Annotated in this window: 13 protein-coding genes; 7 read left to right on the forward strand and 6 right to left on the reverse strand. The window is 74.6% G+C overall.

Going from position 1 to position 14,247, the window contains the following annotated elements; translation table 11 throughout:
• Window positions 1-3: 3 nt before the first annotated feature.
• Window positions 4-594 carry a dienelactone hydrolase family protein gene (locus tag MICAU_RS00180; protein WP_013283246.1) on the reverse strand — a complete coding sequence of 197 codons (591 nt, stop codon included), beginning with the start codon at window positions 592-594 and terminating at the stop codon, window positions 4-6.
• Between the two features lie 65 nt (window positions 595-659).
• Between MICAU_RS00180 and MICAU_RS00185 the strand changes: the two genes are divergently transcribed.
• Both MICAU_RS00185 and MICAU_RS00190 read left to right on the forward strand, forming a co-directional pair.
• Complete coding sequence (locus MICAU_RS00185) at window positions 660-1,250, forward strand: winged helix-turn-helix domain-containing protein (protein ID WP_013283247.1); 591 nt, start codon at window positions 660-662, stop codon at window positions 1,248-1,250.
• An 89-nt stretch (window positions 1,251-1,339) separates the two neighbouring features.
• A complete protein-coding gene (locus tag MICAU_RS00190) occupies window positions 1,340-2,287 on the forward strand; it encodes an L-threonylcarbamoyladenylate synthase (RefSeq protein ID WP_041799156.1) in 948 nt (315 codons plus the stop codon).
• On the opposite strand, the gene MICAU_RS00195 is transcribed toward MICAU_RS00190, so the two are convergent.
• Complete coding sequence (locus tag MICAU_RS00195) at window positions 2,284-6,783, reverse strand: cation-translocating P-type ATPase (RefSeq protein WP_013283249.1); 4,500 nt, start codon at window positions 6,781-6,783, stop codon at window positions 2,284-2,286. The genes MICAU_RS00190 and MICAU_RS00195 overlap by 4 nt on opposite strands.
• A 210-nt stretch (window positions 6,784-6,993) precedes the next feature.
• Between MICAU_RS00195 and MICAU_RS00200 the strand changes: the two genes are divergently transcribed.
• The 4 genes from MICAU_RS00200 (at window position 6,994) to MICAU_RS00215 (ending at window position 10,241) form a co-directional block, all read left to right on the forward strand.
• The gene (locus MICAU_RS00200; RefSeq protein ID WP_013283250.1) at window positions 6,994-8,370 is read left to right on the forward strand and encodes an MFS transporter; all 1,377 of its coding nucleotides are present in this window, start codon (window positions 6,994-6,996) and stop codon (window positions 8,368-8,370) included.
• Window positions 8,371-8,586: 216 nt separating this feature from the next.
• On the forward strand, window positions 8,587-9,399 hold the full coding sequence (locus MICAU_RS00205; protein ID WP_236619339.1) for an SDR family oxidoreductase: 813 nt from the start codon (window positions 8,587-8,589) through the stop codon (window positions 9,397-9,399).
• Window positions 9,400-9,435: 36 nt separating this feature from the next.
• Window positions 9,436-9,633 carry a hypothetical protein gene (locus tag MICAU_RS00210; protein WP_013283252.1) on the forward strand — a complete coding sequence of 66 codons (198 nt, stop codon included), beginning with the start codon at window positions 9,436-9,438 and terminating at the stop codon, window positions 9,631-9,633.
• Between the two features lie 59 nt (window positions 9,634-9,692).
• On the forward strand, window positions 9,693-10,241 hold the full coding sequence (locus tag MICAU_RS00215; protein WP_013283253.1) for a YbaK/EbsC family protein: 549 nt from the start codon (window positions 9,693-9,695) through the stop codon (window positions 10,239-10,241).
• Between the two features lie 36 nt (window positions 10,242-10,277).
• On the opposite strand, the gene MICAU_RS00220 is transcribed toward MICAU_RS00215, so the two are convergent.
• From MICAU_RS00220 to MICAU_RS00235, 4 genes are all read right to left on the reverse strand, one after another.
• Window positions 10,278-10,910: a DsbA family oxidoreductase gene (locus MICAU_RS00220; RefSeq protein WP_013283254.1), complete on the reverse strand. Its 633-nt coding sequence runs from the start codon at window positions 10,908-10,910 to the stop codon at window positions 10,278-10,280.
• A 20-nt stretch (window positions 10,911-10,930) separates the two neighbouring features.
• Window positions 10,931-11,356: a SufE family protein gene (locus tag MICAU_RS00225; RefSeq protein WP_013283255.1), complete on the reverse strand. Its 426-nt coding sequence runs from the start codon at window positions 11,354-11,356 to the stop codon at window positions 10,931-10,933.
• 78 nt (window positions 11,357-11,434) lie between these two features.
• Window positions 11,435-11,854: a CBS domain-containing protein gene (locus MICAU_RS00230; protein ID WP_013283256.1), complete on the reverse strand. Its 420-nt coding sequence runs from the start codon at window positions 11,852-11,854 to the stop codon at window positions 11,435-11,437.
• 54 nt (window positions 11,855-11,908) lie between these two features.
• Window positions 11,909-13,678 carry a proline--tRNA ligase gene (locus MICAU_RS00235; RefSeq protein ID WP_013283257.1) on the reverse strand — a complete coding sequence of 590 codons (1,770 nt, stop codon included), beginning with the start codon at window positions 13,676-13,678 and terminating at the stop codon, window positions 11,909-11,911.
• A gap of 173 nt (window positions 13,679-13,851) precedes the next feature.
• On the opposite strand from MICAU_RS00235, the gene MICAU_RS00240 reads away from it, so the two are divergent.
• Window positions 13,852-14,226: a VOC family protein gene (locus MICAU_RS00240; RefSeq protein ID WP_013283258.1), complete on the forward strand. Its 375-nt coding sequence runs from the start codon at window positions 13,852-13,854 to the stop codon at window positions 14,224-14,226.
• The last annotated feature ends 21 nt before the right edge of the window (window positions 14,227-14,247 follow it).

Genomic DNA, 14,247 nt, shown 5'->3' on the forward strand with positions numbered 1-14,247 from the left:
GCGTCAGCCGAGCCGGTCGAGCAGCTCGCGGCTGCGGCTCACCACCAGCGCTGTGGCCTCGGCGTCGTACGAGGGCAGCGAACTGTCGGTGAACAGGTGCCGGTCGCCGGGGTAGACGTACAGCTCGCCGCGCTCGGGACCGACGATCGACACCAGCTCGCGCGCGGCGTCCACGTCGCCTTCGAGCCCGAAGAACGGGTCGCGCTCCATGCCGTGCACCTGCACCGCCACCCCGTCGGGCCAGGGGCCGATCGCCCACTCGCCGGTCACCGGCAGGCAGGCCTCGTAGAGCAGGGCGGCCCGGGCGCCGGCCCGGGTCTGGGCGAGCCGCTGGGCGATGGCGGCGCCCCAGGAGACGCCCGCGTAGACGAGGCCGGCGGGCAGGTCGGCGACGAGCGCGTCGGCGCGCCGGTCGAGGACGTCGCCGCCGATCCGCTTGATCAGCGCGGCGCCGTCGGAGATGGTGGCCGGCCGTTCGCCGTCGAAGAGGTCGGGGACGTGGACGGTGTGGCCACCGGACCGCAGGGAGCCGGCGAGCGCGCGGACGCCGTCCGTGAGCCCTTGAATGTGGTGGAAGAGCACGATCTCGGCCATCACTACACTCCTGAGTTGTCAGACCAGAGTTGTCGAACGAACCAGAATCTTAGAACGGTCGAGAAATGTCGGTCAATGAGCGAATCCCGGACTACGACCTCGACGACCTGCTCGTGGTCACCGCTCCGGAGCAGTTGCGTGCGCTCGCCGACCCGCTGCGGAGCACGCTGCTCGAACTGCTCCTGGAGCGCGCCGCCACTGTCAACGAGATGGCCCGCGCCGTCGACCGGCCGAAGAGCAGCGTGGCGTACCACGTGAACCAACTGGTCGACGCCGGTCTGCTGCGCGTGGTGCGGACCCGCCGGGTACGCGCCATCGAGGAGCGGTTCTACGGGCGGGTGGCCCGCACCTACTACGTCGGCGCGCTCAGCCGGGCCGAGGACAAGCAGGTGGTGTCCCGGATCAACGGGCTCGCCGAGGCGGCAGCCGAAGCGGCGGCCGCGCACGCCGCCGACGAGTTGCGGTGCACGCTCGTGCACGCGCGCATCCCGATCGAGGACGTCCGCGAGTTCTGGGCGGAGGTGCAGGCGCTGGCCCGGCGGTTCGCGCAGATCCCCCGCGCCGGGGACCAGGTGTACGGCTTCGCCGCCGGCCTCTACCCCACCGACGCGCCCACGCTCCCCGACACGGAACCCGCCACCGACCCACGCGACTGACGGCCCCACCACGCGACGGCAGGGTCTTGCCGGGACGGCGAACCGGGCAGGCTAGCGTCGGAAGCGTGAGCACCGGATCCCCGCGCGTCCTGCCGGCCGAGCGCGGCATCGACGAGGCAGCCGCCGTCCTGCGTGCCGGCGGGCTGGTCGCCTTTCCCACCGAGACGGTCTACGGGCTGGGCGCCAACGCGCTCGACGCCCGGGCCGCCGCGCGGATCTTCGAGGCGAAGGCGCGGCCCAGCTTCGACCCGCTGATCAGCCACCTGGCCGACGCCGCCGACCTGGCCGCGCTGGTGGGAGAGGTGCCCGCGGCGGTGGCCGAGCTGGCGAAGCGGTTCTGGCCCGGCCCGCTCACCCTGATCGTGGACCGTCCGGAGATCATCCCGCCGATCGTCACCTCCGGTCTGGACACCATGGCGGTACGCGTACCGGACGAGCCGTCGGCGCGGGCACTGATCGCCGCCGCCGGAGTGCCGGTGGCGGCGCCGAGCGCGAACCGGTTCGGCCAGCTCAGCCCCACCCGGGCCGAGCACGTGGTGGCCGGGCTGGGCGGCGCGGTGGACGTGGTGCTCGACGGCGGGCCCACCCGGTGCGGCATCGAGTCGACGATCGTGGACGCGCGCGGTGAGCGGCCGGTGGTGCTGCGGCTGGGCGCGCTGCCGGTCGAGGCACTCGTCGAGGCGGTCGGCCCGGTCGAGGTGCGCCAGGGCAGCTCCGGCCAGCCGGTCGCGCCCGGGACGCTCGCCGCGCACTACGCCCCGCGTACCCCGTTGCGGTTGGGCGCGGCGGCCGAGCCCGGCGGCGGCCGGCGGGGCTTCCTGGCCTTCCGGGAGCCACCGGCGGACAGCGACTGGGCGGCGGTGGAGGTCCTGTCGCCCGACGGCGACGTGACGGCGGCGGCGGCGCGCCTGTTCGACGCGCTGCACCGGCTCGACGCGGCCGGGGTGACCGAGATCGTCGCCGAGCCGGTGCCGGAGACCGGCGTGGGCCGAGCGATAAACGACCGGCTGCGCCGGGCCGCCGCCACCTGGCGCTAGGACTGGTCGGCGTCGGGTCGCCGATGCGAACCCGGCTGCGGCAGGCGGTCGACCAGCTTGGTCAGCGCACCGTTGGCGAACGTCGCGCCGAGCGCCGACCCGGTGGCGATGGTCCAGCCCACCGGGCCGAGCGGGGTGCAGCCGAAGAACTGGCTGACGCCCGGCGTCTGCACCACAGCCACGAGCACGCCGACCGACGCGGCGGTGGCGGCGAGCACGCTGGGGCTGGTGCCGCCGGCCAGCACGGTCTGGCCGAGCTGGGTGCCGATCAGCGAGGCGAGCGCGACGGTGCTGGCACGCCGCTGGGTGCCGGTCCACCTGGCGATCGTCCAGCCGGCGGTCGCGCCCAGCGTGGTCGACGCCGCGCGCAGCCCGATCTCCCGGGTCATGGTGACGCCGAGCGACGAGTCCGGCCCTTCCCGCAGCAGGTGGTCGGCGCTGTCGTCGGCGGGCGGGCGGACCGCGATGGCGAGTGCGGGTGCCAGGTCGGTGAGCAGGTTGACCAGCAGGAGTTGCCGGCCGGTCAGCGCGGACCGGCCGGTCGCGGCGGCGGTCAGCACGCTGAACGCGATCTCGCCGAGGTTGCCGCCGACCAGGATGCTCAGCGCGTGCCGCACCGACGACCACATGGCCCGTCCCTCGACGAGCGTGGCGATGATCGTCTCCAGCCGGTCGTCGGTGACCACCAGGTCGGCCGCCGCGCGGGCGGCGGGAGTGCCGCGCTGGCCGAGCGCGATGCCGACGTCGGCGAGCCGGATCGCGGGCGCGTCGTTGGCACCGTCACCGGTCATCGCGACAGTCCGGTCCTGGCGCTGCAACGCCTGGATGATCCGTACCTTGTGGGCGGGCGTGCAACGCGCCACCACGTCGGTGGCCATCAGGCGCTCGGCGAGCGCGGCGTCGTCCAGCCGGTCCAGGTCGGTGGCGGTGACCACGCGCTGCCCGCCGTCGTCCGGGCTGATCTTGGCGGCGATCGCCTCGGCCGTGGCCGGGTGGTCACCGGTGATCATGACGGTGTGCACGCCCGCCGCCCGGATCCGGGCCACCGCCGGCCGGGCGCTCTCCCGCACCCCGTCGGCGAGCGTTAGGAAACCCACGAAGACCAGCCCGTCGACCTGCTCGTCGCTCACCTGCTCGATGGAGACCTGGCACTCGGCCACGGCGAGGATGCGATGCCCGGCACCGGCCCGCCCGGCCAGCATGGCCTGCACCTCCTCGCGTCCGGCCGCATCAAGCGGCCGGTCACCCTCGGCGGTGCGCCGGGACGCGCAGCGCGGCAGCACCGACTCGGGGGCACCCTTCACGCTCAGCAGCAGCCCGCCGGTGCCGCGGCCGACGGTGGCGCTGTAGCCCCGGGACGGCTCGAACGGCATTCCGGCCGTGGCGGTCCACTCCGCCGCGCCGGTCTGCTCGGTCACCCCGGCGGCGTCCGCGCCGTGGCGTACCGCCCGGTCGGTCTGCTGCGGCAACTCGTCCGGATCCGCCGCAGCCGGGGTGGCCCGCACCGCGGCGGCCAGCGTCGACCGGAGCGGCTCGTCGAGTTCGTCCAGCACGGCGTACCGGCCGTCACCGGTACCCACCCCCGCCAGCAGCAACTTCCCCTCGGTGAGCGTGCCGGTCTTGTCGAAGCAGAGCACGTCGACCCGGCCCAGCGCCTCGATGGTCCGGGGGTTGCGGACCAGGGCGCCGTGCTCGGCCAGCCGCCGCGCCGCCGCCAGCTGCGCGGCGCTGACCAGGAACGGCAACCCCTCCGGCACCGACGCCACGGCCAGGTTCGCGGCGGTCGCCGCCGTTTCGGCAAGGGGTACGCCCCGAAGCAGCCCTGCGCCTGCGACAGCGATCGCCGAGGCGGCCGCAAGGGGTACGGCGCTGCTTGTCAGCCTGCCGAGCCGCGCCTCCACGCCACTGGCGGGCGGGGCCTGCCGGGCCATGGCGAGGCTCCGCCCGGCCTCGGTCTCCGCACCGGTGGCCACCACCACTGCGGTGCCGTGCCCGGCGGCCACAGTGGTGCCCTCGAACAGCATCGAGTGCCGTTCGGCGATGGCCGCCGCCACCACCGGTTCCGGGCTCTTCGCCACCGGCAGCGACTCGCCGGTCAGTGACGACTCGTCCGCCTCCAGCCCGTCGCTCGTCAGCACCCGGCAGTCGGCCGGTACGGCGTCCCCGGAGCTGACCGTGATCACGTCGCCGCGTACCAGTTCCTCGGCGGGAACCACCCGCTCGGCGCCGTCGCGCAGCACCCGGGCGGTGACCGCCGATCGGGACAGCAGCTCGGCAAGCGATCGTTCGGTGTTGCGCTGGTGCACCGCGCCGACCAGAGCGGACCCGCCCACCACGCCGCCCACCAGGGCCGCGTCGACGAGCGAGCCGAACGCGGCGGAGAGCACCGCACCGGCGGCCAGCACCGGGGTGAGCGGGTTGGACAGCTCCTCCACGAACGCGCGGAGCAGCCCGGCCGGGCCGTGCTCGTCGCCGACCTCGACGCGCCGGCGGCGGGCCGCCTCGTCCTCGGCAAGCCCGGACGGGTCGGTGGCGAGCTGGTCCAGGACGGTCTGCGCCGGCATCAGGTGCCAGGCGGTGAGCGCGGGCATCGGTGCGCCGGTCCGGTCCGGCAGCCGGTGTGCCCGGAACACGCCGTGCGCGAACGCGAGCGCCGCCGCGCCGTTCACCGCGGCGAGCGTCGGGCGGGGCAGCCGCCGCCGGTCGGCGGTGAACGCGGCGAGCGCGCCGAGCCCGCTGCCGGCCATCGAGATCCGGACGTTCTGCTCGGTCATCCGGCGGGCCACTCCGGCGGCGTCGACGAGCAGGGCCGGTACCCGCAGGTCGTCACCGACCAGCAGGTGCGCGCCCCACGGCGGCAGGTCGTCCGGGCCGTACACGCCGAGGCCGCAGTCCGAGGCGGCGAGCGCCGACCGCTCACCGGAGACCACCATCACCACGGCGCCCTCGCGTTGCAGGTCGTGCACCGCGTCGGCGAGCCGGGCACCACCGGGTACGAGCAGGTCCGCGAAGTCGTACCGGCCGTCGTCCGCGCCGCCGACCACGAGCCGCAGGCCCGCCTGCCGTGCGGCCGACGCCAGCGCGTCCACGCCCGGCGCGGGCTCCGGCTCGACCCGCAGTACGGCGGCGAGCCGGCCGTTCTCCGCCAGCCCGAGCAGCCGTCCACCGTCGGCGCGCAGCCGGGCGCTGTCCGGGGTGTCGCCGGGATCGTCGGCGCCGAGGCGGTCCAGCGGGCCGATCCGCCAGCCGCCGTCGGCGCGAACCGCGTCCGGCTCGGCCGGGTCGAACAACGCGAACGCGCGCGCGGCGACCTGCCCGGTGTCGGCGTCGGCCAGCGGCGCGAGATCGGCCAGGACGCCCCGGTCCGAACCGAGCACCGCCGCGTCGAGCACCACCGTGTCGATCCGGTCCAGCTCACGCAGCACACTGCGGTCCATCGCGATCACGCCGCGCCGGGCGAGCATCCGGCCGAGCTGGGCGCCGTACCCCTCCCGACCGGAGCCGGGCGCCTTCGGCAGCGAGGACAGCGCCAGCGCGGCTGCGCGCTTCGGCCCCAGCACCGGCAGCGCCGCCGCCCCGGCGACCGCGCCGGCCGGAAGCACCCGCTTGGCGTACCGCTCGGGCTGCCCGTCCGGCACCGGGCAGGGCCGCTCGCCGTCGGGCACCCGGGCCACAGCCCGTTCCGGGTCACCGGTCAGGTGCGGCTCGGCCCGCCGCCATGCGTTCAGTTGAGCGGCGCCCTCACCCCACTGCACGACCCGCTGCGCGCCGTCCAGCACGATGCCCGCCCAGCCGCCGGTGAGACCCTGCACCACCGCCTCGGCCAGCGGGAACAGCACCTCGGCGCGCGGGTCGGCGCGGATGCCCAGACCGGCCAGCGCGTGCAGCTTCGGGTGCAGGTCGACAGCGCCGAGCAGACCGGCCACCTCGGCGGGAATGGGAGTGAGCGGCAGGACACGGGTGGCAGCGGAGATGCTCAACCCGAGCACGTCGGACAGCAGCGCGCCGAACGTCCGCGCGGTACGCGGGCCGTCCTCGGGCGGCTGCGGCGGTTCGATCTCCGGGTCCGGCTCGTACGGGCAGGTCTGCTCCACGCGCGCCACCGTGGCGATCAGGTCGCGCAGCTTCGGCGCCGGATCCCCGGTCGCCACCACCACCCGGCCCGACGGCGCGTTCACCCGCGCCCAGGCGACACCCGGCATCGACTCCAGCGCCGCCTCGACCTGACGGGCCAGCCGGTCGCCGCCGTCCTGGCACACGCCGTGCACCTCGATGTGGTGGCGGCCGTCCTGCGACCACACGCGGCGGCTGGTCAGCCCGGTGAGGCGGGCCAGCCGGGCCGCCGCCGTACCGACGCTGCCCGCCACCTCGCTGACCCGGGCCGGCACGGCATCAGTGGGCAGGGCCGAACCGACGGTACGCGCGACACGCGCGGCGGTCTCCGGTACGACCGTCGGCGACAGCAGGAGGCCGGCGAACCGTCCCAGCGAGGTCATCGAGTCGTACGGCCGGGCAGTCGGTTGAAGGTGTCGCAGCCGTACGCCATCTCGCCTCCCGGTCTCGTCCCGGCGGCCCGACTTCCCGGCGCGGCGTCCGTTATGCCACCCCGACGGCAGAAGTTTCCGGGCATCGCCCCGCCGTTCCCGGCCGACGAGACGCGCGCCACAGTTGACCTCAACCGGGGGTGAGGTCCGAGGCTGAACGCCATGACCAGCACCACCGCCGTTCCGGCTGATCCACCCGTCGACCTCTGGTCGCCGCGCCTGCGGGCGATGACGGTGGGCAGTGTCGCCCTGGTGTCCCTGCTCGCGTTCGAGGCGCTGGCGGTGGGCACCGCCATGCCGACCGTGGCGCGCAGCCTCGACGGGCTCGGCCTGTACGCGCTGGCGTTCGGCGGTTCCTTCGCCTCCGGCGTGGTGGCGATGGTCGCCTCCGGCATCTGGTGCGACGCGCGCGGGCCGCGCCCGGCCATGTGGCACGGTGTCGTCTGGTTCGTCGCCGGGCTCGTGGTGGCCGGCGCCGCCACGACCATGGAGGTGCTGGTCGTCGGGCGGGTGGTGCAGGGCTTCGGCTCCGGACTGGTCTCGGTGGCGCTCTACGTGGTCGTCGGGCAGGCGTACCCGGAGCAGTTGCGGCGGCGGATCTTCGCCGCGTTCGCCGCGGCCTGGGTGGTGCCGTCGCTGGTCGGACCGGCCCTGGCCGGACTGATCGTGGAACATCTGGGCTGGCGGTGGGTGTTCCTCGCGGTGCCGGCGGTGGCGATCCCGGCGGCGCTGCTGGTCCAGCCGGGGCTGCGGGCGCTGACCGCCACCGTGGCGACCCGCCCGCCGGCGGGTGCCCTGGCCCGGATCGGCTGGGCCTGCGGGGCGGGGGCGAGCGCCGCACTGCTGCACTACGGGGGGCAGCAGCGCGGCGTGCTCGCCGCCGCCCTCATCGCCGGCGCGCTGGCCGGGCTGTTCGTCTGCGTGCCGCACCTGCTGCCGGCCGGGTTCCTGCGCGCGGCGCGGGGACTGCCGACGGTGATCGGCCTGCGCGCGCTGGCGTCGGCGGCGTTCGTGGCCGCCGAGGTGGTGATCCCACTGATGCTGTCCCGGGAGCGCGGTTTCTCGCCCACCGGCGCCGGCCTGGTGCTGACCGTCGGGGCGCTGTCCTGGTCGGTCGGCTCGTGGATCCAGGGGCGGATCCGCTCACCCCGCTCGGCGGCGACGCTGCCCCGGGCCGGGCTGGCCTGCATCACGATCGGTACGGCGGGCGTGGCGTCGGCGCTGGTGCCCGGACTGCCGGTGCTGCCGGCCGTGCTGAGCTGGTCGGTGGCAGGGCTGGGCATGGGCCTGCTCTACCCGTCGCTGTCGGTGCTCACCCTGGAGCAGTCCGCCCCGGCCGAGCAGGGCCGCAACAGCTCCGCGCTGCAACTGGGCGACTCGCTCGCCGCCGCCACAGTGCTGGCGCTCACCGGCGCGGTCCTGGCCGCCGGTGCGTCCCCCGGCCCGGCCGGCTTCGCGACCACGCTGGCTGTGGCAGCCACTTGCGGCCTGCTGGGCCTGCTGCTGGCCGGCCGGGTGGTCCTCCGCCCCACCCCCTGACCCGCCCTGCCCGCCCCCGCCCCTCCCACCCTCTGCCGGTTGATCAAGGAGTTCGGGTCGGTCTTCGAGCCTCCGTCCGACACGAACTCCTTGGTCAACAAAGGGAGGGCAGGGCCGAGGTGGCCCTCGGGGGCGCAGGATCGGGGTGAAAGGGGCCGGGGGCGGGCGGCTGTCACGATCCGGGTCGGCGTTCCGTCCCAATCGGGGAGCCGCGGTGTGGCGGTCGCGCGTGGGCGGGAGGAGTGGGCGATGCGGGTGCTGGTGACCGGGGCGACCGGGCGGCTCGGGCGAGTGGCGGTGCCGCGGCTGCGGGACGAGGGCTTCACGCTGCGCGCGATGAGCCGCGGACCGCGTACCGGGGACGGGGTCGAGTGGGTGACCGCCGACCTGGCCACCGGCGCCGGGCTGGCGGAGGCGGTCGCCGGGGTGGACGCGGTGCTGCACCTGGCCTCGTCGCCGCAGCGGCGCACCCACGACATCGACGTGCTCGGCACCCGCCGGCTCGCGGTGGCGGCCGGTCACGCCGGGGTGCGTCACCTGGTCTTCGTGTCGATCGTCGGCGTCGACCGGGTGCCGTTGGGCTACTACCGGCACAAGCTCGCGGCTGAGCAGGTCGTGGCCGCCGGACCGGTGCCGTGGAGCGTGTTGCGGGCGACCCAGTTCCCGGAGTTCCTGGAAGGGCTGCTCAGCGGCGCGAGCCGCCTCGGCCCGGTGATCGGGGACCGGGCCGTGCTCGCCCAGCCGGTCGACCCCGGTGAGGTGGCGGACCGGCTCGCCGTCCTGCTGCTGGCCGGGCCGTCGAACCGGGTGGAGGACTTCGGCGGACCGGAGGTGCTGCGCTACGACGACGCGGCCCGCGCCTGGCTCGCGGCCCGGCGGGTACGCCGTCCGCTGCTGCCGGTCCGGATCCCCGGCCGGCTCGGACGGGAGCTGCGCGCGGGCGGCCTCACCACGACCGCCACGCCGACCGGCACCCGGACCTGGGCCGACCACCTCGCGGACACGTACGGGGGAACCGCCGGAAGATGAGAAACGGTCGGGTCCGCACCGGCCTACGGTGACCGCATGCTGGTCTTCGTCGCCACAGTGGTCCTGTACGTCTTCGGTTTCGTCTTCCTCTACGGCGTGATCCGGGTCGGCGTCCGGCACGGCATCGAGGACGCCGAGGCGAACCGTCCCGAGGTGCTGCGCCGCCGGCAGCTCACCACGACCGAGAGCCGGGACTTCGCGCAGGAGAACGCGTTCCTCACCAATCCCAACTGAAGGGCGGGGGCGGGGTCCGGCCGGTCGATCCGCCGGGCGGGTGCGAGGATCGCGGCATGATGGGGACGCTGAAGACGGAGCCGGCCCGAACCCGGCTCGACCTGCTGGCTCCGCCGGTCGCCGCGGCCCTGCAGGATTGGCCGGCCGAGGCCCCGGTGGACGTGGACGACGTACTGGTCGCCCCGATCGACGCCGACCTGGCCGACACCGCTGCCTTCTGCGAGGCGTACGGGGTGGGGCTGGAGGAGTCGGCCAACTGCGTGGTGGTCGCCGGCAAGCGCGGCGGCGAGATCCGGTACGCGGCCTGTGTCGTGCTCGCCACCACCCGTGCCGACGTCAACGGTGTGGTCCGCAAGCTGCTCGACGTGCGCAAGGCGAGCTTCGCGCCGATGGCCGAGGCGGTCGAGTCGAGCGGCATGGAGTACGGCGGCATCACGCCGATCGGCCTGCCGGCGGACTGGCCGATCCTCGTCGACTCCCGGGTGATCGCCACGCCGCACGTGATCATCGGTTCGGGCGTACGGCACAGCAAGATCGCCCTGCCCGGGCCGGCGCTCGGCGCGCTGCCCGGGGCGAGGGTGGTGGAGGACCTGGCCAGGCCGGCCTAGGTCCTCATCCGCATCGATCTTGTTCCACGTGAAACATCAGGCTGCCGCTTCGCGCTGCGCCACCTCGCGCAGCGCGGCGAGCAGCGTCTCCGGCTCCTGGGCGCCGGTGACCGCGTACTTTCCGGCCAGCACGAAGGTCGGCACGCTGGAGACGCCGAGCTGGTGGGCGGTGCTCAGGTCGGCGGCGACCTCCCGGCGGCCCAGGTTCGACTCCAGGTACTGCCGCGCCTCGGTCTCGTCCAGCCCGGCCTCGCCGGCCAGCGTGACGAGCGCGTCGATCGAGCCGACGTCGACGCCGTCGTGGAAGTGCGCCCGGTAGAGCCGCTCGACCATCTCGGCGGAGCGCCCGTGCTCGGTGGCGAAACGCACCAGCCGGTGCGCGTCGAACGTGTTCGCGGCCACCGCCCGGTCGAACCGCAGGTCCAGGCCCGCGCCCGCGGCGACGCCCGTCACGTGCGCGGCCATGCCCTCGGCCTTGTCCCGCCCGCCGAACTTGTCGCCGAGCGCCTCCAGCAGCGGCTTCGGCTCGGTGACCGGAGTCGGGTCCAGCTGGAACGGCCGGAACCGGACGTTCACCTCGCCGTCGTACGACTCCAGGGCCTGTTCCAGCCGGCGCTTGCCGATCCAGCACCAGGGGCAGACCACGTCGGCGTAGATCTCGATGTCCATGACCAGCGACAACCCGCGGGTCAGGAGATCTGTTCCCGGACCTGGCGCTTGAGCCGGGCCAGGATGGCGGTGCCGCCGCGTACGCGCAGCGGGCTGATCGCCTGCGCCAGGCCCATCCGCTGGTAGAGGTCGTCCGGTACGGCGAGCACCTCCTCGGCGCTCGCCCCGGCCAGCCCTTCGGCGAGGATGCCGGCGAACGCCCGGGTGGTGGGCGCCTCCGGCGGGCAGTCGAACACAGTGCTCACGGTCTTGTCCGCGTTCACCTCGGCGCGCAGGAAGAACGCGGTCTGGCACTCGGGGACCTGCTCCAGTTCCTCCCGGTTCACACCCTCGGGCAGGGGCGGGATCACGTCCGCGAACTCCAGCAGCATCTCCAGGACGACGTCGCGGGGCGCGGCGGCGAACTCGTCGACGATCTCGGCCAGCTTGGTCGGCATCTCGGGCATGGGTCGAGGCTATCCGCCGCCGGGCGTCGCCACCCGGCGGTGCCGAGCGGGGCCCCGCCGCACGTGCGGAGCCCGCGCTCACACGTTCGGCGCGGCCTCGCTGATGTCGCTGAGCGCCGAGTGGGGGTCGAGCTGCATGGCGAGGTCACCGAGGGAGACGATGCCGACGAGCTTGCGGTCGCTGTCGCACACCAGCACCCGGCGGATGTTGCGCTCGCGCATCAGCGCCGCCGCCTCGTTCGCCGTGCAGTGCTGTTCAATCATCACCACCTCGCGGGTGATGATCGAGCCGATCGTGGTGGTGCCGGGGTCGGCACGCTCGGCCACCGCCCGGACCACGATGTCGCGGTCGGTCAGCATGCCGGCGAGCGTGGCGCCGTCGGTCACCACCACGTCGCCGATGTCCGACTCCTTCATCACCCGGGCCGCCTCGTCCAACGGGGTCTCCGCCGAGAGGTAGACCACCTGCCTGGTCATCACGTCACTGACGCGGAACATGAGAGCCTCCGAACGCTTTGGTCGATCCGTCTGCGGTACCCGGTGGCGCGCTCGCTACACCCCGTCGCGGCGCGTCGCGCCCGCCTCGTCGCGCAGGCGCTCCACGATGGCCTCCACCGGCAGCTCGGTGCGCTCGCCGGTGGCCCGGTCGCGCAGTTCCACGTACCCCTCGGCCAGGCGGCGGCCGACCACGACGGCGCGCGGGATGCCGATCAGCTCGGCGTCGGTGAACTTCACCCCGGCGGACACGTGCGTGCGGTCGTCGACCAGCACCCGCAGGCCGGCGGCGGCGAGGCGCCCGCCGAGGTCGAGCGCCGCGTCGAGCTGCGGCCCCTTCCCGGCGGCGATCAGGTGTACGTCGCACGGCGCGACCGCCGCGGGCCAGACCAGCCCCCGGTCGTCGTGGTGCTGCTCGGCCACTGCGGCGACCGCCCGGGACACGCCGATGCCGTAGCAGCCCATCGTGGGCCGGACCGGCTTGCCCTCGGGGCCGAGGACGTCGACCGCGAACGCGTCGGTGTACCGGCGTCCGAGCTGGAAGATGTGCCCGATCTCGATGCCCCGCCGGATGGTCAGCTCGCCGTCGGCGCAGGCCGGGCAGCTGTCGCCGGGCCGCACCTCGGCGGCCTCGATCGTGCCGTCCGGTACGAAGTCGCGCCCGCACACCACGTCGGTGGCGTGCCGGCCCGGCTCGTTCGCGCCGGTCAGCCAGGAGGTGCCGGGCACCACGCGGGGGTCGACCAGGTAGCGGATGCCGTGCTTGGCCAGGATCTGCGGGCCGATGTAGCCGCGGACCAGCTCCGGGTGCGCGTCCCAGTCCTCGAAGACCGCCACCGTGGCCGGGACGAGCACCGCCTCGACCCGCTTGAGGTCGACCTCGCGGTCGCCGGGCAGGCCGATCACCAGCGGTTCGCCCTGTTCGGCGCCGGGCCGTCGGACGGTGAGGACCACGTTCTTCAACGTGTCGGCGGCGGTCCAGCCGGTGCGCCCGCCCAGCTCCCGGGCCTCGGCCAGCTCGACCAGTGCAGCGATGGTCGGCGTCTCCGGGGTGTCGTGCACCTCGGCGGGCGGGTACGCGTCGGGGTCGCCGGCGGCCGGGGCGCGGGTCACCACCGCCTCGGTGTTCGCCGCGTAGTCGCAGGCGGTGCAGCCGACGAACGTGTCCTCGCCGACCGGCGTGGCGGCCAGGAACTCCTCCGAGGCGGACCCACCCATCGCGCCGGACATCGCGTGGACAGTGGTGAAGTCCAGGCCGAGCCGGGTGAAGACGCGCTCGTAGGCGGCCCGGTGCCGGTCGTACGCCGCCTGGAGCCCGGCCTCGTCCAGGTCGAACGAGTAGGCGTCCTTCATCAGGAACTCGCGCCCGCGCAGCAGACCGGCCCGGGGCCGGGCCTCGTCGCGGAACTTGGTCTGGATCTGGAACAGCGTCACCGGGAAGTCCCGGTACGACGTGAACAGGTCCTTCACCAGCAGCGCGGCCAGCTCCTCGTGGGTCGGCGCGAGCAGGTGCTCGGCGCCCTTGCGGTCGGCGAGTGTGAAGATGTCGTCCCCGTACTCGGTCCACCGCCCGCTGGTCCGGTACGGCTCGGCCGGGAGCAGCGCCGGGAAGTGCACCTCCTGGTCGCCGATTCCGGTCATCTCGTCCCGCACGATCGCGGTGATCCGGTCCAGCACGAGCTTGCCCAGCGGCAGCCAGGTGTAGCCGCCCGGCGCGGCCCGGCGGACGTAACCGGCGCGCAGCAGCAGCCGGTGGCTCGGAACCTCCGCGTCGGCCGGGTCCTCGCGCAGGGTCCGGAGCAGCAGGGTCGACATGCGCAGCAGCATTGGCGCAGCTTATGGCGCGAGCGGACGACCGGGCGATCCCTTTCCGCGCTCGTGTCGGATCGATCGTCGCCAGCTCGGCGAGGTGGCGGCATCCGACTGGTGTCGATACCGCCACCCGCCGAGCTGGCGCGGACGGTCCAGCAAACGTCGCGGGGGTCGGGTAGGAATGCGGCATGGCTGAGCGACCGCTGATGAAGCTGACGACCACGGTGCTGGACGCGCCGTCCGCAGAGGACCTGGCCGCGTTCTACGAGCGGCTGCTCGGCTGGTCCCGTCGCGAGGACGAGTCCGACTGGGTGGTGCTGGCTCCGCCGGACGGCGGCACCTGGCTGGCCTTCCAGGACGAGCCGGCCTACGTGCGCCCGGTGTGGCCCGCCGGGCCCGGCGACCCGCCGATGATGACCCACCTGGACATCAAGGTCGACGACCTGGAGGCCGCCTCGGCGTACGCGGTGTCGGTGGGCGCGACACTGGCTGACTTCCAGCCGCAGGACGACGTCCGGGTGCACCTCGACCCGGCCGGTCACCCGTTCTGCCTCTACCTGTGACGGGTGACCGGCTCCCACGGC

Origin of the sequence: Micromonospora aurantiaca ATCC 27029, from assembly GCF_000145235.1 — a bacterium.
GTDB lineage: Bacteria > Actinomycetota > Actinomycetes > Mycobacteriales > Micromonosporaceae > Micromonospora > Micromonospora aurantiaca.